Origin of the sequence: Marinobacter persicus (assembly GCF_002934325.1) — a bacterium.
In the GTDB taxonomy this organism is placed as follows: domain Bacteria; phylum Pseudomonadota; class Gammaproteobacteria; order Pseudomonadales; family Oleiphilaceae; genus Marinobacter; species Marinobacter persicus_A.
Map to the genome: position 1 here is coordinate 206879 of NZ_PTIV01000002.1, position 21270 is coordinate 228148.

Below are 21270 nucleotides of genomic sequence, written 5' to 3' on the forward strand. Positions count from 1 at the left end.
TCTCCAGGTCGTTACTGCATATGCCAGCCATGACTGACCACAATGGACTGGCCGGTCAGGGCGGCGGACGGGAAGGCGGCCAGGTGCACGGCCAGCTCCGAAACGTCTTCCACGGTAGTGAACTGACCGTCCACGGTGTTTTTCAGCATCACCTTGCTGATCACTTCCTCTTCGGAGATGCCCAGCTCTTTAGCCTGTTCCGGAATCTGTTTGTCCACCAGGGGAGTACGGACAAAGCCAGGGCAGATGATGTTACTGCGCACTCCGTGCTCGGCTCCCTCCTTCGCCACGGCCCGGCACAGGCCCAGCATGCCGTGTTTGGCGGCCACGTAGGGCGCCTTCAGGGGCGAGGCTTCCACCGAGTGCACCGAGCCCATGTAGAGCATGGTGCCGCCGTTGCCGGCGTACATCTGCCGAAGCGCGGCACGGGTCACGAGGAAGGCCCCGTCCAGGTGCACGTTCATTACCTTGCGCCAGTCGTCAAAGGCCAGCTTGTCCAGCGGGTCGATGTGCTGGATGCCCGCGTTGGCCAGGGCAATGTCCAGCCCGCCCCATTGCTCGACAATGGCATTCACCCCATCGTCCACCGCCTGCTCATCGGTAACGTCCATGGCCAGGGCCATCGCGGTACCGCCCGCCTTTTCAATAGCATCAACCGTCTCTTGGGCACTTTCAAGGGTGAGGTCCGCCACGGCCACCCGGGCGCCTTCCCGGCCATAGTGTTCGGCGATGGCCCGGCCAATGCCGCGGCCGGCGCCGGTAATCAGCGCAATCCTGTTTTCCAGACGCATTGTTTTTATCTCCTTAGTTGTAAGCCACGCTGGGCAACCAGGTCGCGATCTGCGGAACCAGGAACACGATCGCCAGGGCCACCAGCTGAATAATGATGAAAGGAACGACGCCCTTGTAGATATCCGTCACCTTGATCTCCGGCGGCGCCACGCCCTTGATGTAGAACAGGGCAAAACCCACCGGCGGTGTCAGGAAGGACGTTTGCAAACACATCGCAAAGAGGATGGTGAACCACACCAGGTCAAAGCCCAGGTGCTGAACCACGGGCGCCACCAAGGGCAGTATGATCAGGGTGATTTCCACCCAGTCCAGGAAAAATCCCAGCAGGAACACCGCAAACAGGATGGTGAGAACCACACCGTAAGGGCCAAAGGGCAGCCCCAGCAGTGCTTCCTCGATAACCCGGTCACCGCCGAGTCCCCGGAGTACCACCGAGAAAGCCGTGGCACCCAGGAAGATAGCAAAAATGAAGGCTGCAGTTCGGGTGGTCTGCTGCATGGAATCGTTGAGCACCTTTAAATTAAGGCGACGCGCGGCAAGCGCCAGAACAAGTGCACCAAGGGCACCAACGCCAGACGCTTCCGTGGGCGTGGCTATCCCGGCAAATATCGAACCCAGGACTCCAAGAATCAGAGCGGCGGTGGGGAGTACCGCCTTGGCGACTTCCCATACGACAGCCCAACTGACTTTCTCGAGGCCATCCGGAACCGGAGCCACCTTCGGCTGAAGCAGTGGTCGAATCATGGCATAACCTACGTACATGACCCCCAACAATAGGCCGGGCAGGAACGCCCCCATGAACAGGTCACCCACGGAGGCTTCCGGTACCGCCAGCCGGTCGGCCATCAGTACCAGCATGATGGATGGCGGAATCAGGATCCCCAGGGTGCCGGTGGCGCAAGCGGTACCCACGGCAAAACCTTTGTCGTACTTGTTCTCCATCATCACAGGCAGCGACAACATGCCCAGAAGAACCACCGAGGCCCCGATGATGCCGGTGGTTGCCGCCAGCAGCACACCAATCACAATAACGGTGACAGCAAAACCGCCCCGAACGTTGCCAAATAGCTTCACCATGGAGTTCATCAAGCGCTCGGCAACGCCGGACTGATCCAGCATGATGCCCATGAAGATGAACATGGGCAGAGCGACCAGCGTCTCACTGCCGACAATGCCCCAGATCCGCTCTGGCACAAGCCCCATGGACGAGGCATAGTCGAACCAGAGGTTGGCGCCGAAATTTTCGACCGCCACAGTGCCGATCAGCGTCCAGATAACGGCGGTTCCACCGAGCACCCAGGCGACCGGGTAACCGGTCATCAACAAGGCCCCGAAAGTCAGGAACATGCCAATTACAAACAGAGTTTCAAGCTCCATCAGGATGGCTCCTCCCGGTTATTATTATCGGATGTGACGGCAATCGGCCGGGGAAAACCAAACAACAACGCCGTAACTTTCAGGAGTCGTGAAACTGCGGCCACCACGATCAATGCAAACGCAAGCGCAATGATGAACTTGAGTACCCATCGATTGGGCAGGCCGGCGGGAGCCTGACTGGTTTCATCCACGGACCAGGAGTTGATGGCATAAGGCACCATTTCATTGATTGAAAGCATGAGAAAGGGCAGTAGCAAAAACACCAGCCCGAAAAGTTCGATCCACCCCTGCGCCCTGAGCGACAGGCGCTCATGGATGACATCGACCCGAACGTGGTCGTCAACCACCAGGGTGTAGGCAAGCCCAAGCAACCAGCCAATGCCGGCCAGGTGCCACTGAACTTCCTCCAGAAGGACCGAGCCTTCTTCGAATAAATAGCGACTTACCACTGCCCAGATAATCACCCCGGTGACAACAAGCCAGAGCCAGGATGCAGCCTTGCCAATCCAGCTCAGGCCGGTGTCCAGCCATTGGCTCGGACGAGTGGTTGGAAGCTCGGTGTGGTGATGAAGGAATTCGCCCGCGTCGCTCACCGACGCACGTTCTGTCTGCCGTGAGTCTTGGTCAGGCACCGTCATGGGAGGATACCCCGCTGGGAAAACTATTGGTGTGAAGTGAGGATGGCCCTCGGGCCATCCTCACGTCTTCAACCCCGGAGCGGTTGCCCCGAAGCCGGATTTACACGGATGCTATTACATATCCGCTGGCAGGTACGCACGCTTACCCCAGACCTCATAGACATCCATGAATTCCTTCTGGCTCTCATAGACACGCTTGAAGTCCGCATCCTTGGCCGCTTCTTCCTCAAGGACCTCTTGGGTGACTTCCTGCAGTTTTTCGAGCACCTCGCGGGGAATCTGGTCAGCCTGGACACCACTCTCCTGAAAACCGGCCAGGACCGCAGGATTCTTATATTCGCCCTCGGCCAGGCCCAGGGTGGTTGCGGCGGTGCAGGATGCTTCAACCAGAGCCTTCTGGGCTTCGGTGGCACGATCCCACTCCTTCTGGTTGATCAGCATGTACTGAGCCGTGAACTGCTGGTGCCAACCCGGGAACAGGTTGTACTTGACCACCTGGTCAAAGCCCAGGATCTGATCAATGGCGGGCATCGAGAATTCCGTCGCATCAATAGTGCCCTTTTCCAGCGCCTGGTAAAGTTCGCCGCCAGGCATCATGGTCACCGAGGCACCAAGCTTCTCAAGCACCTTGCCCCCCAGGCCGGCAAAACGAATCTTCATGCCCTCATAATCATCCAGAGAGTTAATCGGACTGCTGTACCAGCCTGCAGTTTCGGGCCCGATAATGCCGCAGAGCTGAGCATGCACGTCATAACCTTTATTGGCGTAAACTTCCTGCAGCATTTCATGGCCACCACCGTAGTAGTACCAGCCAATGTAAGACCAGGGCTTCATCCCGAAGGGAACGGCGGCAAAAAGGGGGACGGCCGGCACCTTGCCCTGATCGTAGCCGATCCAGGTATAGCCAGCCGACACCTTGCCTTCGGACACAGCCTGCAGAATGTCGAACGGAGGCACCAGCTTGCCCGGCTCGTAGACACGAACCTGGATGCTGCCATCCGAGGCGGTAGTCAGGTTATCGGCAACCCAGGCGGCGGGCGAACCCAGGCCGGGCAGGTTGGTGGCGAACGCGACAGGCATTTTCCAGCGCAGATCGTCTGCCATGGCGGAGCCCGTGGTCAGGGCGATCGCACCGGCAACACCGGTGAGGGTCTTGAGGAGTTTCATCGGCAAGTCTCCTAGCATTGTTGTTGTATGTGACCTTGCGGCTTAAAACCAGGAAAGCCTGGTTCTGAGTATGGTCAGACAATGCAGAGACAGACGGACGGGGGAGTTCTTTGGGTCCAGTAGTGAGCGCCGGTCTTTTTTATTTGCATTGTTCTGACGTACGCCTCGGGGACAATAGCAGGCACTGTGCCACCAATAGATTTTTCTTACAGATCAATGCTTTGGAGAAATACGAGAGATAACGTCAGAAAAGAATGTCCGGAATTAAGGACACTCACTGGCATTCTTAAAAGAAGTTGTCTGGATTTCCGGACGGCCGTCCGGAAATCAGGACATCTTGGCCAGTTTCTCGTACAGAACAGACCGGGAGATACCCAGTAACCGGGCAGCACGGGTGCGATTGCCTCGGCAGGCAACCAGCGCCTGCTCAATCGCCTCGGCTTCCGCTTCGGCCACCACCCGAGCCAGGGGGCGGGTAAAGGCTTGGGTAACGGGTGCCGGCTGACTGTCAGCGCTGCTGGGAAGCACCCGGAAAATGGCATCCGCATCCAGCAATTCGTCCGCTTCAGCCATGGTCATGGCCCGTTCCAGCACGTTCCTCAGCTCCCGGATGTTGCCGGGCCAGTGGTAGCTCGCCAGGGCAGCAACACCGGAATCCGTGATTTCACGCCGGCGCCCGTGACCGTCCCAGATTTCCCCCAGCAATGCTTCACTGACCACGCCCAGGTCGGCAACCCGTTCCCGCAGCGGCGGAATGCAGATTTCCAAAACGTTCAGGCGATAGTACAGGTCCGAACGGAACTGGCCCTCGGCAATCATCGCTTCCAGGTTCTGACTGGTCGCCGCGATGACCCGGACATCCACCGGCGTCACGCGGTTGGAGCCCAGAGCTTCCACTTCTCCTTCCTGAAGCGCCCTCAGCAGCTTTGCCTGCATGGGCAGAGGCATGTCGCCCACCTCATCCAGAAACAGCGTACCGCCGTTGGCCAACTGGAACTTGCCATCCCGGGAGCGCCGGTCCGCGCCGGTGTATGCCCCGGGAGCAACGCCGAAAAACTCCGCTTCCAGAAGATTCTCCGGTACTGCGGCCACGTTCACCCCGACAAACGCCTTCTCCGCCCGGGCCGATGCGGAATGGATGGCCTGGGCCAGCACTTCCTTGCCGGTACCGGTTTCTCCAAGCAGCAAGACCGGCACATCCCGACCAGAGGCCAGCCGTGCCCGTCGTTTCACTTCCAGGGCGGCAGGGCTGGCGCCGATAAAATCCGTGAGGTTGTAGCGAGTGCCCCGTGACTTACTGGCCAATGCCTTGCGCGCAGCGGCCAGGTCCTGGTGCAACCGTCGAAACTTGGAAACCAGGGGCGTCAATGGCTGGAGGTCGTCGTAAAGGACAAAGGCAACCGCGCCGACAATCTGGCCGCTCTCGTCGTAGAACGGCAGACGGGTCACCACCAGTTGCTGTTGCTGGTGCTCCATGATGTCCAGCAACAGGGGCTTGCCCGTTGCAATCACCTCGGGCATACGGGTATGGGGAATCACCCGCCCGACTTCCTGGCCAATGGCGCCCTCGGCATCGGCCAGGCCCAGCAACTGGGCATAGCTCTGGTTGAGCCAGGTGATGCGGCACTCGGTGTCCACCGCAATGGCGCCGGCGCTGGCCTCCTCGAACAGGGGCACCAGGGCATCGATCAGTTCCCGGGTCAGGCCGGTCTTGTGTTTATTGTTCTTGTTTGGAAATAGCTGCGACATAAACAGACCACCGCCAGTGTTTGTAAAAAGATATCAATCCAGGTGGATAAACGGCAGGAGCGAGACGCCAAGGATTGCGGCAATGGCAAGCACGGCAACCAACACCGGGATCGGTCGCTGCCGGAAGTGATACCAGAAACCGGTCTCGCCCCGCTGCTGGCGCCGGGCAAAGTCTTCCCTCTGATGGGCCAGTCGCTGGGTCTGGTAGTCTGCCAAAAGGTCCCGTGCGCGCTGCGCCTCGTCGTCGTCATGCACCCAGAACCCGCCCATACTGATGCCCCACCGGCTTGGCGGCGTTTCGTAGTAACGCACGTCGTGCTGCTCGAACAGGGCGCGAATTTCATCCGCCTCGTCGTCGGGCACATGGCGCAGGTTCATCAAGTGGTGGGGCATGGCGTGTTCCGGCTGGCTTAAAAGCTATGAATACTTATATCCTAACAGCAAAGTACATTTTCGCTGACTCATTCACCGGGATTCTGCATGACCGACACGCCCCTTCGCTTGCTGCTGGCATTCGATAACCGGATTCAGCGCGACAGGGACCAGCCAGCCAACTTTCTGCACCGGCGTGATCGGCGCTTTGCCCTCGACTGCCAGCAACAGGGCGTGAAACCGGATGTCCGCCGATGGCTTGCCCAAATGGACCGGCTGTCCGGCGCCGGCGAGCCTGACCCAGCCGTTACCCGGGAGCAGCGGACCTGGCAACGCATCAGCGCCGGCTTTGTCACCGCCGGGGCCGTGTTCGGTGTCATCACCATGCTCGGCCTGCTGTTCTACGAAGGCGGCCAGCGCATCAATGTGACGGTTTTCCTGGCCTTTGTGCTACTGCAGTTTATGCTGGCACTGGCCACCACGATTCAGGCCTGGATAGGCTGGCAACCCTGGCGGAGACTGGTCCATAAATTGTTCAAAGGTTCGCCCAGTCCGACACGGGCTGCGTTGTACCCCTTGCTGGCTGCCCGTGCCGCCCAGGCCGGAGGGCTCGCTTTCGCCACCGCTGGCCTATTGACGCTGCTGGTGATGGTGGTGGTCCAGGACCTCGCCTTTGGTTGGAGTACGACGCTCAATACCGCCAGCGCCAGTTATCACACCCTGGTCAGCACCCTGGCCCAGCCCTGGGGCTGGCTGTGGCCTGCGGCAGCGCCCTCCGCCGAACTGGTGGACGCCACGCGTTTTTTCCGGGCTGCACCGGACGCTGGAAGCACCATGCCTGAACGCTGGGGGCAATGGTGGCCTTTTCTGGTGATGGTCTGGCTGGTCTGGGCCTGGCTTCCCCGGTTGCTCCTGCTCTTTGCCAGCCATGGACTCCTCAATCACCGGGCCAGACGGCTGCTGGCCCGTCATCCAGGCATGCAGTCCCTGCTGTACCGCATGGAAACCCCGGTTATCGATACTGGCTACGAACATAACGATGCCACGGACCTGCCCGACACACAGACCGCCAACCAGCCAGGCACCCTTCCGGAGGCAGCACTTTGCATCTGCTGGGCCGGTGCCGGGGAGCAGGGACTGCCCCGCTCACTGTCCAGCATCAAGGTCCCCTGTCATCAGGCCGGGGGCAACGCCACTCTGTCTGACGACGAAGCGGTACTGGACAAGACGGCCCAGCAACTGGCAACGATGCCGGAGCCCCGCATGGTGCTGCTCACCCGCAGTTGGCAACCGCCCACCGGTGAGCTGAGCGATTTCCTGGCTGCTGCCCGTGCCCGCTGGCCGAACCCCACCCGGGTCACACTGGTGCCCCTGGCTGGCGAGCCGGATCAACTGCCGGCAGAGCACCTGCTGGCCCCGTGGCTGCGTTTTGCGGATCGTCAGCCATCGGGCTTTGTCACTGTTGCCGTGCCAGCCGGCCAGACTGACTCGGAGCCACAATCATGAGCAGCGCGCCGGTCTTTGCCGTGGTAGGGCACCCGAACAAGGGCAAGTCCAGCGTCGTCGCCACGCTGTCCCAGAACGACGCCATTGCCATTGCCCTGGAGCCGGGCACAACCCGCCAGCAGCAGGCCTATCCAATGACGGTGGATGGGCAGACTTTATACACCCTGGTGGATACGCCCGGTTTCCAGCGCCCACGGCGGGTGCTGCAGTGGCTGGAAGCCCACAGTGTCAGCGCGTCTGACCGGGCTGAAACCGTACGAGCTTTTGTAACGGAACACGCCGGCGATGACCGGTTTGTTGATGAATGCGAGCTGCTCAAACCCATCGTGGATGGCGCCGGCATTATTTACGTGGTGGACGGCTCAGTGCCCTACAGTGCCGAACACGAAGCCGAGATGACCATCCTGCGCTGGACCGGCCGCCCCAGCCTGGCACTGATCAACAGCATTGGCGGCGACGACTACAGCGACACCTGGCAGGCCGCTCTTGGCCAGTTCTTCCAGGTTGTTCGCAGGTTCGACGCCGTTCGGGCCCCGTTTACGCAACATCTCAGCTTGCTAAAAGCTTTCGGGCAACTGGAGCCAGAATGGGAGCAGGCCCTGGCCAGTGCCACCGATTACCTCGAAGACCAGCGACAACATCGTCAGCACCAGGCCGCCCGGCTGATTGCCGAAACCCTGGTCGACATGATGCGCCACCAACAGTCGCGACGGCTCACCGACCCTGCGATGACGGACGACAACCGGCAACTGGAGCAACAGCTGCGGGAGCGCTGGTACCGGCATCAACGCTCCCGGGAACAGAGACTGCGCAAAGACATCGAAAGCCTGTATCAGCACCAGCACATCCAGCGTCAGGAAGCCGGGCTGGAATGGCACAGCGAGCACGACCTGTTTTCGGAAAACAGCCGCCAGATCTGGGGTGTCAGTCGGGCCTATCTGGCGACGGCCGGTTTTGGTGCGGGCGCCGTGGGTGGAGCGGGCATTGATGCCCTGACCTTCGGCTCTTCCATGGGTGCCGGCGCACTTCTGGGCGGACTTGTAGGCGCCGCTGGCAGCTACTTCTACAGTAACCGTCTGGCGCTACCCACCCTGAGAATCGGCCCCCTCGACAATGGCGAGAAAACCGCCAGCTTTGGTCCGGTCCAGGACGCCCAGTTTGGCTATGTGGTTCTGGGACGGGCCATCAACCACTGGTGGCATATTGCCTCACGCAATCATGCCGGACGGGACCTGCTGGAGTTGGAGCCCACCGACCACCACTGGCTCGAAGGGTTGGGAAAGGAGGACCGACTGAGTATCCAGAGGGCTCTGGATAAGGGGCGTAAACGGCGGCCATTGACGCCCCGACAACAGGAAAATTTGATCGCCGCCATAGAACAGGCTATGAAGGTTTATGGGCAATGGCGGTTGAACAACACCGCAAGCTAATGTTTATACTGTAAAGCTATTCCATCTCAAACTGAGGAATGCGCATGAAAATTGTACGAGTGCAAGACATCATCGGTACCGAGCGCGAAGTATCCGGGCCGGGCTGGACCAGCCGTCGTATGCTCCTGAAAAAGGACGGCATGGGTTTTTCTTTCCATGAAACCATCATTCCGGCCGGCGCAGAACTGAACTTCTGGTACAAGCATCACCTGGAAGCGGTCTACTGCGTCGCCGGCAATGGCAGCATTACCGACAAGGCGACTGGCGAGACACACCAGATCTCCGACGGCACCCTGTACGCGCTGGACCAGCACGACCAGCACACCCTGCGCGGCGGCACCGAGGACATGCGCCTGATCTGTGCCTTCAACCCGCCAGTGACCGGCCGTGAAGTGCATGACGAAGATGGTGCCTACCTGCCGGACACCTCCGACAGCTGATTCGCACCGGTGGCTTCTTCTTCGGCCACACACACGCCGCCATCGCCAGCATCCCTGCTGCCGGTGGCGGTGTTGCTTTGGCTGGCCGGTGTTTATTTACGCATACCGATACTGGTGGCCCCGCCACTGGCCCCGTTCATCAGTGACCAACTGGGGCTCACCCAGGCACTGACCGGCGCCCTGACCACCATCCCCATTCTAATGCTCGCCATTGGCGCCATGCCCGGTTCCCTGGCCATTTCCCGCATCGGCCCCCGAAACACTCTGGCTCTCGCCATGATCATCATGGTCATCGGCTCTGCCGGCCGTGCCCTGGTACCGGAGACCCTCACTTTGATGGTTGCCAGCGCCGTCATGGGGTTGGGCGTGGCCATGATGCAGCCGGCCCTCCCGGCATTACTGCCCCGTTGGCTGGCGCCCCATCACGTGGCCATGGGTTCAGCGATCTATATGAACGGCATGTTGATGGGCGAATTCATTGGCGCCGGCGTAACCCTGCCGGTACTGATGCCACTGCTGGATCAGAGCTGGCGCGCCACACTGCTGGCCTGGTCGCTACCGGCGCTGCTGGTGGCCGCCGCCCTTTACCTGCCCAGACGGGATCTGGCCCGGCCGGTCAAGAAAACCGCCTGGCTGCCAGACTGGCACAACCCGCTCACTCTCAAACTGGGCTTGCTATTGGGCCTGTCGGGCTCCATGTTCTTCGGCCTGAACGCCTACATGGGCAACCTGCTGGAGCAGCAGGGCCATTTCGACAAACTGTCCTCCGCCCTGTTTTATTACAACATTGCCCAGGTGTTTGCCTCGCTGATGATGCTGAAGCTGGCCCGTTCCTGGGTAGGTAGACGCAGCGCCATCATCATCACCGCAGCCCTGAGCATACTGGGCACCACCGGGGCCATCCTGCTGGAGGGCTGGTGGACCATCGCCAGCGCCACCCTGATGAGCTTTGTCGCAGGAATCCTGCTGATCCTGTTGGTGGCGCTGCCACCCCTGCTGGTTCGCTCGGAAGACACCGGCCGCCTGTCCGCCGGCACCTTCCTGGTGGGCTACACCGTGGCCTTCTCCGTGCCCATGCTAGGCGGCCTGCTGGCGGACGTCACCGGCGATACCCGCCACGCCATCGCGGTGATGATTGGCTACAGCCTGCTAGTACTGCCCCTGGCATTCACCCTGGACCTCAAACGAAAAAAGGACCAGCCCAAAAGCTGATCCTTTTCAACATTCCCACCCCGGTCAATGGCCGGGGCAGGGGGTGTTTTCCCACAGGGAATCATTGTCTGAGCAAAGCGAGTTGTTGATTTCCTATGGGAAAACACCCCCTGCTCCGGCCCGACTCCGGTTTATCCAGACCCCCGCTTAGATGTAATAATCCTTCAACGGAGGAAACCCGTTAAACTCAATGGCACTGTAAGTCGTGGTATAGGCCCCGGTAGACAGCCAATACATCCGGTCCCCGATGGCCAGATTCAGGGGCAACGGGTACTTGTGGTGCTCGTACATGATGTCCGCGCTGTCACAGGTGGGCCCGGCAATCACGCAGTCCTCGCCTTCACCCACCTTTTCCGTCCAGATCGGAAACTTGATCGACTCATCCAGGGTCTCGATCAGCCCCGAAAACTTGCCCACGTCGGTAAACACCCAGCGATGCAGGGCGGTGCGGGATTTGCGGGCAATCAGCACCACCTCACTCACCAGCACCCCCGCGTTGGAAATCAGTGAACGGCCCGGCTCAATGATGATCTCGGGCAGGTCGTCACCGAAATCCTCCTTGAGGAAGCGTGCAATCTCCTCCGCGTACACCCCCAACTCATTGGTGCGGGCAATGTAGTTGGCCGGAAAGCCACCGCCCATGTTGATCATCTTCAGCTCAATGCCGTCTTCTTCCTTCAGGCGCTCGAAGATCACCTTCACCTTGTTCAGGGCCGCGTCCCACGCACCGATTTCGCGCTGCTGGGAACCCACGTGGAACGACACACCGTAGGGCACCAGGCCCAGGTCACGGGCCAGGATCAGCAGATCCATGGCCATGTCGGTCTGGCAGCCGAACTTGCGGGACAACGGCCAGTCAGCGGTCAGCGTGCCTTCGGTCAGGATACGCACATACACCTTCGAGCCCGGCGCCGCCTTGGCAATGTTGCGCAGGTCGGCTTCGGAGTCGGTGGCAAACAGGCGCACGCCCTGCTCGTAAAAGGTGCGGATGTCCTTTGCCTTCTTGATGGTGTTGCCATAGCTCACGCGGTCACCGGTCACACCCAATGCCATGACCTTTTCCAGCTCATACACCGACGCGATATCAAAGTTGGCGCCCTTGTCACGCAGCATGGTCAGAATCTGCGGGGCCGGATTGGCCTTTACCGCGTAGTAGACGCTGGCATAAGGAAAACCTTCCACCAGTTCATCGTACTGGCGGTTGATGGTCGCGGTGTCGATCACTACGAACGGCGTTTCTTTCGTATCAGCGAAATCCTTGATGCGCTTGAAGGTCTCGGCAGAGTAGTAGTCGGCAATGTCGGCATTAGGGGTTTGGATCATGGGTGGTGAATCCCTCCACAGGGCAACCAGGCATAAAAAAAGGCGCTCCAGCAACAACGCTGCAGCACCCTGAGATTTCGCGATAATCGGGCTTTTCCCCAGTGCCGGATATGCGGATAAATACCCATCCGGGGCAGTTTTTTCAGGCCTGGATTTCGGGGCTCAGCACCCGTGTCTGTCAGTGCAATGGCGCCCGGCTTCAATCTGGACCGTGGCATGAGCCACCGCGTAGCGCTCGTGCAGGACCGCCTTGATATCCACCAGGGCTTTCTGGGGGTCCGAGCCCTCTTCGAGAATGGCATGCAGCGACATCAGGTGGTGGCCGGGCGTCAGTGACCAGGCATGCACGTGGTGCACGTCGCGGACATCCGGCAGGATCGCAACCAGGTCCCGCTCCACCTCATAGACATCCAGGTCGTCGGGAGCCCCTTCCAGGAGAATATGGCCGGATTCCCGGGTCAGCTTCCAGGCGCTGCGGAAAATCAGCGCGGCCACCAGCAGGGACAGCAGGGGATCGATCGGCATCCAGCCGGTAGTCATGATGACCACGGCCGCAACGATAGCGGCTACCGAACCCAACAGGTCACCAAGTACATGCAATGCGGCACCCCGGATATTGAGGTTGTCCTTGTCCCCCATATGGAGAATGGCGAATACCACCAGATTCACCACCAACCCCAGCGTGGCAATCACCAGCATGGTGCCACTGGCAACGGTAACCGGGTTGAACAACCGCTGCACGGCTTCGATGGTGATCCATAGCACTATGCCCAGCAGGGTCAGGCCATTCACAAAAGCCGCCAGGATCTGCACCCGTTGGTAGCCATAGGTACGGCGGGCATCAGCGGCACGCTGGCTAATGCGGGCAGCAAACAGGGCCAGCATCAGGGCAGCGGCATCCGTCAGCATGTGGCCGGCATCGGCGAGCAGCGCCAGTGAGCCGGACACCAGACCACCCACCACCTCGGCCAGCATGAAACCGCTGGTCAGAACAATGGCCCAGGTTAGCCTTCGCTGACTGTCGTGGCTTTCATGGTCGTGATGGTGGTCGTGCGCCATGCGGTATCCCTGAAGGTTTGATTTATACCGAAGCTACCAGTTTTCCCGGCGATTGAGAAACCTCTAGACCGCCTGGGGCCAGACGGGCGAAGGCCCTGAGGGGCCGGTGGGCGTCTGTTGGTGCAAATACCCGAGGATAGCGTCCTGAAGTTCCGTACCCCGGCCGAGACCCTGGTTGCCGAACAGGCGGTTGAATTCCAGCACGTAGGGGTAGCCCTCGACCAACGCGATATCGAAACCGGCGTGATCCACCCCCAGCTCCCGGGCAAGGCGCAGGGCCAGTTCGGTGGCGGCGGCAGGCACTTCACGGTTGTCGATCCGGCCGCCTTTCGAGACGTTGTTGTAGAAGCCCTGTTCGGCCTGGGTACGCCAGTAAGCCGTCAGCACCCGGTCGCCGACCACCACCACACGCACATCCCGGTCGATGGGCAGATACTCCTGCACGTAGAGCACGTTGGCGGTTTCACAGTACTTCAGCCAGTCGGCCCGGGATTCAATCAACCACACGCCTTCGCCCATGCTGGCCTTGGGCAGCTTGGCCACAAAGGGCAGGGCCATGGTGTCCCAGATCATCTCCCGTTCGTGGTGACCGTTGGCCTCGATCAGGGTCCAGGGCGTATGTTCAGGTGCCACCGTCTGAAACGCCCGGGTCATCTCCACCTTGTCGTGGCCAATGCGATAGCTGGCAACACTGGGAAAGACCCGGCATTTGAGGCCGTGCACCAGCGCATTGAGTTGCCAGTATTCCGGGAACAGCACCCAGTCTGCCTCCTGAAGCAGCGGTTTGTGACGTAAAAACTGCTCAGGCTTGAGAACAGTGGTGTCCGGAAAGCCGAGGGTGCGAAAGACATCGAAAGAGACAAGGCGCATGGTTATTGCCGCACGGTGTGAAAACTGGCGGCATTTTATCCAGCGTGGGGACGCTGGCAAGCGTTATTTTCAAGCGAACAATGAAGAGCAACGGCTTTATTTCGAACGGCGTATTTCCTGCTAGGCTCCGGGTAGTGAATCGACAGAGAAGCGGAGCCTGAAATGGATGCCCAAGGGCAGAAAATTATCGACGCCATCCGTGGCGACACCCGGTCCGGCGCGGCACAACTGGCCGGAGACGCTCTGCGGCGGTTGCAGCATTGGCTGGCAAGCAACGCCGTAACAACGCAACAGCTTGACCAAGTGCTGAAAGCCCTTTCGGAAGCACGGCCGAGTATGGTGCCGCTGGCCAACGCAATTGAGCGCTGCCAACAGGCCCTCGGTTCCGGGGACCCGGAGGCTCAGACTTCTGAGCGGGCCCTGGCGGTGGTGGAGTCGGTGCTGGACCAACTGGCCTCCGCCAATGAGCGGGTAGCCGAACATGCCGCTCGTCTGGTGCCCGACCAGGCCACCGTGTTCACCCACAGCCGCAGTTCCCAGGTGGTTTCCCTGTTCCGGTTGCTGGTGCAACAGGGGCGCGCCTTCTCGGTAATCTGGACCCAGGGCAGCCCCGGTAACGAAGGCTTTACGCTGGCCCGGGAACTGGATGAAATGGGCGTGCCCGTCACCCTCATCACCGATGCCCAGATGGGGCTGTTCGTACCGAAAGTCGATCTGGTGGTGACCGGCTGCGATACCTGGCTCGCCGACGGCCACTTCCTCAACAAGAGCGGCACCTACCCCCTGGCGCTGGTGGCCAAGGACCTGGGGCAGCCGTTCTGGGTACTGGCCGACAGCTTCAAGGAAAGTACCGACAGGCTGGATACCGTGATCCTGGAGGAAATGCCGGGCGACGAACTGGGAGCACCGACTGCGGAAGGCATCACTGCCCGCAACATCTACTTCGAGACCGTCCCGGTGCGCCTGATCACGGGCCGGATCAGCGAGCAGGGCGTTTCTTGGTCCCCTGCTGTGCCTGGGCCGTGAACGGGTCTTCCGGCCAGGGGTGCTTGGGATAGCGCCCACGCATGTCCTTGCGCACCTCCGGGTAGGCGTTGGCCCAGAAGCTGGCCAGATCGGCCGTTACTGCCAGCGGACGCTGGGCGGGCGAGAGCAAATGCATGACCACCGGCACCCGGCCGCCGGCCACGCGCGGCGTGTCGGTCCAGCCAAACAGCGCCTGCAACTTGGCCGATAACACCGGCCCATTATCGGCGGTGTAGTCCAGGGTGACCTTCTGGCCGGTGGGAATGGTCAGGGCCTTCGGTGCCAGTTCGTCCAACTGCTGCTGTTGTGGGTAATCGAGCAGGGCATTCAGGGCCTGGACCAGGTCCAGTTTCGCCAGGTCGGCCCACCGCTGCATACCGGCGAGGAACGGCGCCAGCCAGCTTTCCAGGCCGTCCAGCAACGCCTCGTCAGTGACCTGCGGCCAGTCTTCGGGGAATTCCCGGGCCAGCAGCTGTACCCGGGCCTGCCATTGCCGGGCAGCATCGATCGAGGGCAGGCTGGCCAGCCCCTTGCGGCGGACCGCGTCGAGCAAACCCTGCTGAATCAGGGCGGGGTCAATGCCGGCCAATGGCTTTTCCGCCAGCACCAGCGCGCCCAGCCGGCGCACCTTTCGGGCCACCACGGTGCCGCGCTTGTCATCCCAGACCGCTTCGTCCCGCTCTTCAATGTGGGGTGCCAGGTCAACTTCCAGATCGGCAAGGTTCACCGCGGCTGCCAGATAGATGGTGGCCTCCCGGGCCCGGCCATCCAGGTCTGCCGCCACCAGCCATTCTTCCGAGGCCAGGGGGTCCTCGTCCCGCAGTACCGCACCCTTGCCATTACTCAGCTGGTACCGGGGCTGGCTGCCCTTCCGGCGCCGGGCAATTCGGTCCGGGTAGGCCTGGGCCAGCACCCGGCCAAGGTCCGTTTCGGTGGGGAGTTCCTGGTCGTCAGACTCCCGATCCAGACGCCTGACCGCCTGACGGATCGCTTTCAATCGCGCCGGGTCCAGCCCCCGGGGCTGGGTTCCGTCGCGCAATACCCGGATACGTTCATGCAGATCGGCGCCAGCGCCAGGACCTAGCAGGTCCCGCTCTTCAAGCAGGGCGGCCAGCTCAGCAGCCAATCGCCCAAGCCCCAGGGCACGGCCTTTCAACACCATGTGCGCCAACCTGGGATGCAGCCCCAGCTCGCGAGCGGCCTTGCCGTGATGGGTAATCGCCCCATCGTCATCCAGCAAATCCAGCCATTGCAGCAAGGCCTGGGCCTGCTGCCAGTGGGCCAGGGGCGGGGCATCAATCCAGGCCACCTGATCGAGGGAGCGGGCACCCCACTGGGCCAGCTCCAACACCAGGGGCGCCAGGTCCGCTTCCTGGATCTCGGGCGGCGTGTAATCCGCCAGCCCGAACTGTTCGGATTCGCTCCACATCCGGTAACACACGCCGGGCTCAATTCGGCCGGCCCGGCCCTTGCGCTGCTCCGCCGAAGCTTTCGACACTCGGCCAGTCACCAACCGGGTCATGCCGCTGTTGGGATCAAACACCGCCCGGCGCTGCTGGCCGGCATCGATCACCACCCGCACGCCTTCTATGGTCAGACTGGTCTCGGCGATGGCCGTGGCCAGCACCACCTTGCGCTGGCCCTCGGGCGCGGGGGCAATGGCCCGGTCCTGTTCTTCACTTTTCAGGTTGCCGTACAGCGGCGCCAGATGAGTGTTGGCTGGTAACTGACCCGAGAGCTGTTGCGCCACCCGACGGATTTCCCCGGCCCCGGGCAGGAATACCAACAGGGAACCAGTTTGCTCGTGCAGGGCCTCATGGATCACGGCCACCACCTGATCCGGCAGACGGGCGTTGCGGGACAAAGGGCGGTAATACACATCCACCGGGAAAGCCCGTCCCTCACTGGTGATCACCGGTACCTCGCCCAACACCCGGGCAATCGGAGCGGTGTCCAGGGTGGCGGACATCACCAGCAACCGAAGGTCGTCGCGCAGGGCCTGCTGGGATTCTCGCACCAGGGCCAGGCCCAGGTCGGCCTGCAGCGAACGTTCGTGGTTTTTGCTTCTTGCCTATTTTTGTCAACCGTGGTTAACTTACTGTTCTGTATGCATTTTTTACATCTTTATGGGATTTCACAACAATGACACCTGTCACGCACATTGCCGCTCTTAAAAGCTATCCTTTCAAGAGGCTGGATAAGAGTGTCGTTGCCGCACTAAGGAAGCATGCTGATATCGAAGTCCAAGGAACCATAGCTCGACGCGCAAACACCCTGATACGTCTTTTCGAATGTTTCTGTGACATCACAAACATCGACATTTCGTATACCTACCTATCGTCTAGTAATTTCATCAAAACCGTAGAGGAGTTCATTGGAGCGCTAAGTTCTGGAGAGCTTGTAGATCTACCACGCCAAAACACATACCAACTGATCAGAGTTCTTGCGCTAACCCTAGAATCACTAAAATCTGACATTCCGTCCCTACTGGTTCATAAATGGAGCCCAGATCTGCCTGATAGGTTTTCCCATAGATGGGAAGCAAAAAAGAGATTCTTAGACACAGACGCATGCCTGTACTGGTCAGGCTGGATGGCCACAAGCAGGGAGGGCAAAGAGATACATCTACGCATCCCATTACTATGGAATAGTCATGGTAAAGATTTTGCCTGCATGATTTTTGATGCATATAAGCGTCATTTTGAAAAGCAGGCAAGACCACTGCTCACAATCCCAAACACCTTTATCACTTATCTTGCGGAAGATCCAATTAAATGGCCCGCTGAGACATTCTTTGATCCTTTACGAGTTGAAGATTTTTTCAAAGAGTTCATGCGGGACCATTTTTTTGACTGCCACAAGCGGGGCTTAAACATCAACTCTAAACTGAAAGAGTGGGGAACATTTATAAATAACATTCACCAGGCTTTTATTGATACTGGTCTCTGGGCAGCACCCTTTTCCCTTTCTTTACCAAAACCCTATATACGTCCAGGAGTATCTAGTGCGAAAACTCATATAAAAATAAGCGAAGACGGAACCCAAGTTCAAACAAAGCTTCTCACAGAAGTCCCGCTCCAGTACACAGATGAGCAAGCAATTGAGCTACTGTTCAATGATGTCAAAAAAGATATCTCTATAGTACGCGCATGGGCTGAGTATTTTACTACCGATCTGTATCAACGATCTGTTAGGCGGCTAGAACTCGCAAAACACGGGGTCTGCCAAACCGGTGGAAATAGTGAGAGATCTCTCGATGAGATTGGCCTAAATAATCTTTGTGCTACATTTGAGAGCATCGAATACTGTGACCTAGTGGACCAGAAAAATACGCAAGTAAAACTTTTTGGCTTTGAACAAAAATACACACTTGCACAGTTACTTGGTCTTCCTACGGTAAACACACTTTATCCTTTCATGCTTCTTTTAGCTTGTGAGCACCCAGAAATTACTCCAACTTTTCTTACACAATTTACTCTTTATGACAAAGCGGGAAGACTAGTTGGATTTACTAAATCTGGCGAGGGCTATCAGCTTATGGGCTACAAACGACGAAGAGGGAAGTATTTAGCACAACAAAAGATTCAACTTACAAATAAGGCAACATATCTCGTCAAGCAATTAATAGAGATAACAGCTCCTTTAAGATCATACTGCAGAAAGATAGGCGACGATAACTGGCGATATTTGTTCCTGACCTGTGGTAAAGGGTTTGGCAAACCTCGGATTTCCAAAGCGCCATCATGGTCAACAAGTACAATTTCGAGTCAGCGCAGTGTCCGGTCTGCAAAAGATAAATTTATTGAAATATTGAAGGAATTTGATAAACCTCATGCCGAAGAAGATGCCATTCGCTTTATGAGGAGAGTATCACTGAGTACGTTACGCGCATCAAGAGCAGTAGAGATTTATCTAGAGACCCAAAGTGTAGACGCGATGGCTAAAGCGCTTGGTCACAAGAATTACAGTACAGCCCTTTTGTCCAATTACCTACCTGAACCTATATTGGCCTTTTTCCAGACCAGATGGATTCGAATCTTCCAAAAAGCATTTATCTGTGAGGCAATGAAGTCCAGTCCACACCTATTACGGGCCGCTAGCTTTGAAACGATAGAAGATTTGCATCAATTCCTCTCTAACCACAGATTGAGAGATATACCCAGACACCTTTCAAATCCGTCAAATGAGAGTTCGCAGATTGATAGTAACGACGGACATGTCCTGATAAGCATCGATGTAGGCATTTTGACTGCCCTTCTTTCCTTAGAAAAGGCTGTCAAACTATCTCCAACTCCCAAGCAAGTCAATGGACTCGCAAGGTACTGGAGCCAAATTTCCCAGCTTATCTCAAACGAGATCAATAAGGGGGCGGATCCACTACTACAAGAGCATCTTGATACAGCCCGACTACACGCTGATCCTAACCGAATGATGAGGATGATCCATGCGACTCCCAGCTGAGTTATCATTTCTCGAAGATGTCTTACAGGCTCCTAAGCTAAAATACAGTAAAGCGGATTGGCTTCTGAGTGATTTCCAGGACCCCATCTGGGTCTATAATTTCAATTACAAGAAAAATAAAAAACTAAACTGGGGTGTGAAGCTTGATGATGGGTCAAGTTTATTGTCGCCGCAACATGCTGATCTACTGCAAGGCTTTAAGCACTGGTTGATTATCGCCACCTCTGCTAAAAGGGGAACTGGCAGCCTTACCAATGCCGTAAAAACACAAGCGTCGGCGTTCAATCAAGTAATCCGATTTATCGATTATTTTCTACACAACTCCTCAGCCTACTATCTCTCGAAAACTGGACTGGCTGCAATAACAGGTGATGATCTAAAACTCATACTGGATAAGATAGCCGCCAATGCTATTACGAATGAGTCGCTATTCAACTGGTCACAGAAGTTAACTGACTACTTGATCAAATTGGCTAACTCCACCGATCAAAGTCGGCTTTACGATTTATTAAATGCCAATCCTAGCCTAGAAATTATAACACCTGAACAAGAAGATGAGGGATTGCTTGATATTTGCCTTTCAGACGTTCCGCTTGTTCGGGCTGCAATTATGCACCACGAATTATATGAATCTAGATCGCGCGGACTGGTTCCCAACTCGATCTTGTTATCTAAGGAAATATACAAGAATACAGTTAGATTGAAGTCCGAAGCGAAACGTAGCTTCAAGATTCTTGAAGTACCTCGTGAGGTTTCTGGCCAAAGGGAATTCGGCATGGTTCCTTGTTCGACCAGAGAAGAAAAGTCAGAGATGAGTAGTACACATTTTCGCTACTTCAAAGAAAATCTCTACTCTCTAGGTGAGCTTCACGCACTAAACATACCTGCTCCGCCTGTGGACAGCCTTATGGAAATATACAATTACCAGCCAAGTGTTAATAAACTTGGAAGATATCGAACTCTTCCATCTGATCTGGTTTTTTTGGCGGTCAAGAATGCCATTGAATTCCACATTGAATATGGCAACGAAATACTGAATAGCTACTTGAGTGTGGCCCGATACTGCATTCGATCTGGCGGAACCGCCACCCGGCTTGAGCATGAAAAAATAGTCGAGCTAGTGACCCCGAGCCTTAGAGAGTTGGGCGTGAAGAGACTTGGCCTAACTACTAGGTCCCCGGGTACCCAACCAACTGACTCCAGGCGATTAGCCCACAAAGAACACTTTAACGCCTTGAGATCGAATCAGGGCTTAGTCGAGCTTGTTACCGTCTATTATGGTGCTGTTCAAACTGTCGTTGGCGCTTTGATGGCAAGGCGCCAAGGGGAATTATGCGATCTCATTGCTGGTAATTGCCTCGATGAATCAAAAGAGTGGCTTCTTTTTCAAAACAGAAAAAGCACTAGTGGGGCATTTGGTCTTCGGCAAACCGAAGCCCGCCCCATCGAGCCTATCGCCGTTGAAATGATCGAGACAATAGAACATTTTCAATCAAACCTTATAACCTTAGGCGCACTAGAGAAACACACTAACCTATTTGCTGTTCCTCCGATGTCTGGTGAAATTCGCTTATCGTACTCTGGGCAATGTACGCATCATCGTAATTTTGATGCATTTTGTGACTATTTTGAAACACCGCTAAGTGCTGCAGGTCAGCGATATTACATCAGGCAACATCAGTTGCGTCGTTTCTTCGCTATGCTCTTCTTCTATTCTTCAAGTTTTGGAGGGCTGGAAACTCTCCAATGGATGCTAGCCCGGATTTCTCATAGCCACCCAGCAAGTCTCGCAGACTGGGCGGGTGGCCGCCATGGCCGCCCAGTTGCGGCCCTGATTGCTTAATAAGT

At 57.6% G+C, this 21270-nt stretch carries 17 protein-coding genes; 7 read left to right on the forward strand and 10 right to left on the reverse strand.

Annotated elements, in window-relative coordinates; genetic code table 11:
- Window positions 1-11: 11 nt before the first annotated feature.
- From BY454_RS02165 to BY454_RS02190, 6 genes are all read right to left on the reverse strand, one after another.
- Entirely contained in the window at window positions 12-791 is a 780-nt protein-coding gene (locus BY454_RS02165; protein WP_104414977.1) for a 3-hydroxybutyrate dehydrogenase, read from the reverse strand.
- A 13-nt stretch (window positions 792-804) separates the two neighbouring features.
- The gene (locus BY454_RS02170) at window positions 805-2169 is read right to left on the reverse strand and encodes a TRAP transporter large permease (protein ID WP_104414978.1); all 1365 of its coding nucleotides are present in this window, start codon (window positions 2167-2169) and stop codon (window positions 805-807) included.
- Window positions 2169-2807: a TRAP transporter small permease subunit gene (locus BY454_RS02175; RefSeq protein ID WP_104414979.1), complete on the reverse strand. Its 639-nt coding sequence runs from the start codon at window positions 2805-2807 to the stop codon at window positions 2169-2171. The genes BY454_RS02170 and BY454_RS02175 overlap by 1 nt, the downstream gene beginning before the upstream one ends.
- Window positions 2808-2921: 114 nt before the next feature.
- Window positions 2922-3974: a TRAP transporter substrate-binding protein gene (locus BY454_RS02180; RefSeq protein WP_104414980.1), complete on the reverse strand. Its 1053-nt coding sequence runs from the start codon at window positions 3972-3974 to the stop codon at window positions 2922-2924.
- Window positions 3975-4301: 327 nt separating this feature from the next.
- The gene (locus tag BY454_RS02185) at window positions 4302-5723 is read right to left on the reverse strand and encodes a sigma-54 interaction domain-containing protein (protein WP_104414981.1); all 1422 of its coding nucleotides are present in this window, start codon (window positions 5721-5723) and stop codon (window positions 4302-4304) included.
- 33 nt (window positions 5724-5756) lie between these two features.
- Window positions 5757-6116 carry a DUF6164 family protein gene (locus BY454_RS02190; RefSeq protein ID WP_104414982.1) on the reverse strand — a complete coding sequence of 120 codons (360 nt, stop codon included), beginning with the start codon at window positions 6114-6116 and terminating at the stop codon, window positions 5757-5759.
- Window positions 6117-6203: 87 nt separating this feature from the next.
- Between BY454_RS02190 and BY454_RS02195 the strand changes: the two genes are divergently transcribed.
- From BY454_RS02195 to BY454_RS02210, 4 genes are read left to right on the forward strand one after another with little or no spacing between them, the layout of a single operon-like run.
- Entirely contained in the window at window positions 6204-7601 is a 1398-nt protein-coding gene (locus tag BY454_RS02195) for a DUF2868 domain-containing protein (RefSeq protein ID WP_104414983.1), read from the forward strand.
- Entirely contained in the window at window positions 7598-9031 is a 1434-nt protein-coding gene (locus tag BY454_RS02200; RefSeq protein ID WP_104414984.1) for a GTPase/DUF3482 domain-containing protein, read from the forward strand. Before BY454_RS02195 ends, BY454_RS02200 begins: the two co-directional genes overlap by 4 nt.
- A gap of 44 nt (window positions 9032-9075) precedes the next feature.
- The gene (locus BY454_RS02205) at window positions 9076-9471 is read left to right on the forward strand and encodes an ectoine synthase (protein ID WP_104414985.1); all 396 of its coding nucleotides are present in this window, start codon (window positions 9076-9078) and stop codon (window positions 9469-9471) included.
- A gap of 9 nt (window positions 9472-9480) precedes the next feature.
- On the forward strand, window positions 9481-10683 hold the full coding sequence (locus BY454_RS02210) for an MFS transporter (protein WP_104414986.1): 1203 nt from the start codon (window positions 9481-9483) through the stop codon (window positions 10681-10683).
- A gap of 147 nt (window positions 10684-10830) precedes the next feature.
- Here the strand turns inward: BY454_RS02210 and BY454_RS02215 are convergent, their stop codons facing one another.
- From BY454_RS02215 to BY454_RS02225, 3 genes are all read right to left on the reverse strand, one after another.
- Complete coding sequence (locus BY454_RS02215; RefSeq protein ID WP_104414987.1) at window positions 10831-12006, reverse strand: type III PLP-dependent enzyme; 1176 nt, start codon at window positions 12004-12006, stop codon at window positions 10831-10833.
- A gap of 162 nt (window positions 12007-12168) precedes the next feature.
- Window positions 12169-13065, reverse strand: coding sequence for a cation diffusion facilitator family transporter (locus BY454_RS02220; protein WP_104414988.1), 897 nt, complete (start codon window positions 13063-13065; stop codon window positions 12169-12171).
- A 63-nt stretch (window positions 13066-13128) separates the two neighbouring features.
- The gene (locus BY454_RS02225; RefSeq protein WP_104414989.1) at window positions 13129-13935 is read right to left on the reverse strand and encodes an ATP-grasp domain-containing protein; all 807 of its coding nucleotides are present in this window, start codon (window positions 13933-13935) and stop codon (window positions 13129-13131) included.
- A 162-nt stretch (window positions 13936-14097) separates the two neighbouring features.
- Here BY454_RS02225 and BY454_RS02230 point away from each other — a divergent pair, with 162 nt between their 5' ends.
- Window positions 14098-14961, forward strand: coding sequence for a translation initiation factor eIF-2B (locus BY454_RS02230; protein WP_104414990.1), 864 nt, complete (start codon window positions 14098-14100; stop codon window positions 14959-14961).
- Here the strand turns inward: BY454_RS02230 and hrpB are convergent.
- Complete coding sequence (gene hrpB, locus BY454_RS02235; protein ID WP_258075528.1) at window positions 14915-16978, reverse strand: ATP-dependent helicase HrpB; 2064 nt, start codon at window positions 16976-16978, stop codon at window positions 14915-14917. The genes BY454_RS02230 and hrpB overlap by 47 nt on opposite strands.
- A 575-nt stretch (window positions 16979-17553) precedes the next feature.
- On the opposite strand from hrpB, the gene BY454_RS02240 reads away from it, so the two are divergent.
- Window positions 17554-19422, forward strand: a complete 1869-nt coding sequence (locus BY454_RS02240; protein WP_146082678.1) for a hypothetical protein — start codon at window positions 17554-17556, stop codon at window positions 19420-19422.
- On the forward strand, window positions 19406-21265 hold the full coding sequence (locus BY454_RS02245; protein ID WP_104414992.1) for an integrase: 1860 nt from the start codon (window positions 19406-19408) through the stop codon (window positions 21263-21265). The genes BY454_RS02240 and BY454_RS02245 overlap by 17 nt, the downstream gene beginning before the upstream one ends.
- Window positions 21266-21270: the final 5 nt, after the last annotated feature.

Excerpts from the sequence above, each read along its gene's own strand:
- BY454_RS02185 (WP_104414981.1), bottom strand. The coding sequence starts at position 5,723 with ATGTCGCAGCTATTTCCAAACAAGAACAATAAACACAAGACCGGCCTG.
- BY454_RS02195 (WP_104414983.1), top strand. The coding sequence starts at position 6,204 with ATGACCGACACGCCCCTTCGCTTGCTGCTGGCATTCGATAACCGGATT.
- BY454_RS02220 (WP_104414988.1), bottom strand. The coding sequence starts at position 13,065 with ATGGCGCACGACCACCATCACGACCATGAAAGCCACGACAGTCAGCGA.
- BY454_RS02225 (WP_104414989.1), bottom strand. The coding sequence starts at position 13,935 with ATGCGCCTTGTCTCTTTCGATGTCTTTCGCACCCTCGGCTTTCCGGAC.
- BY454_RS02240 (WP_146082678.1), top strand. The coding sequence starts at position 17,554 with ATGGCCACAAGCAGGGAGGGCAAAGAGATACATCTACGCATCCCATTA.
- BY454_RS02165 (WP_104414977.1), bottom strand. The coding sequence starts at position 791 with ATGCGTCTGGAAAACAGGATTGCGCTGATTACCGGCGCCGGCCGCGGC.
- BY454_RS02180 (WP_104414980.1), bottom strand. The coding sequence starts at position 3,974 with ATGAAACTCCTCAAGACCCTCACCGGTGTTGCCGGTGCGATCGCCCTG.
- BY454_RS02205 (WP_104414985.1), top strand. The coding sequence starts at position 9,076 with ATGAAAATTGTACGAGTGCAAGACATCATCGGTACCGAGCGCGAAGTA.
- BY454_RS02190 (WP_104414982.1), bottom strand. The coding sequence starts at position 6,116 with ATGCCCCACCACTTGATGAACCTGCGCCATGTGCCCGACGACGAGGCG.
- BY454_RS02200 (WP_104414984.1), top strand. The coding sequence starts at position 7,598 with ATGAGCAGCGCGCCGGTCTTTGCCGTGGTAGGGCACCCGAACAAGGGC.
- BY454_RS02175 (WP_104414979.1), bottom strand. The coding sequence starts at position 2,807 with ATGACGGTGCCTGACCAAGACTCACGGCAGACAGAACGTGCGTCGGTG.
- BY454_RS02215 (WP_104414987.1), bottom strand. The coding sequence starts at position 12,006 with ATGATCCAAACCCCTAATGCCGACATTGCCGACTACTACTCTGCCGAG.
- BY454_RS02170 (WP_104414978.1), bottom strand. The coding sequence starts at position 2,169 with ATGGAGCTTGAAACTCTGTTTGTAATTGGCATGTTCCTGACTTTCGGG.
- BY454_RS02245 (WP_104414992.1), top strand. The coding sequence starts at position 19,406 with ATGCGACTCCCAGCTGAGTTATCATTTCTCGAAGATGTCTTACAGGCT.
- BY454_RS02230 (WP_104414990.1), top strand. The coding sequence starts at position 14,098 with ATGGATGCCCAAGGGCAGAAAATTATCGACGCCATCCGTGGCGACACC.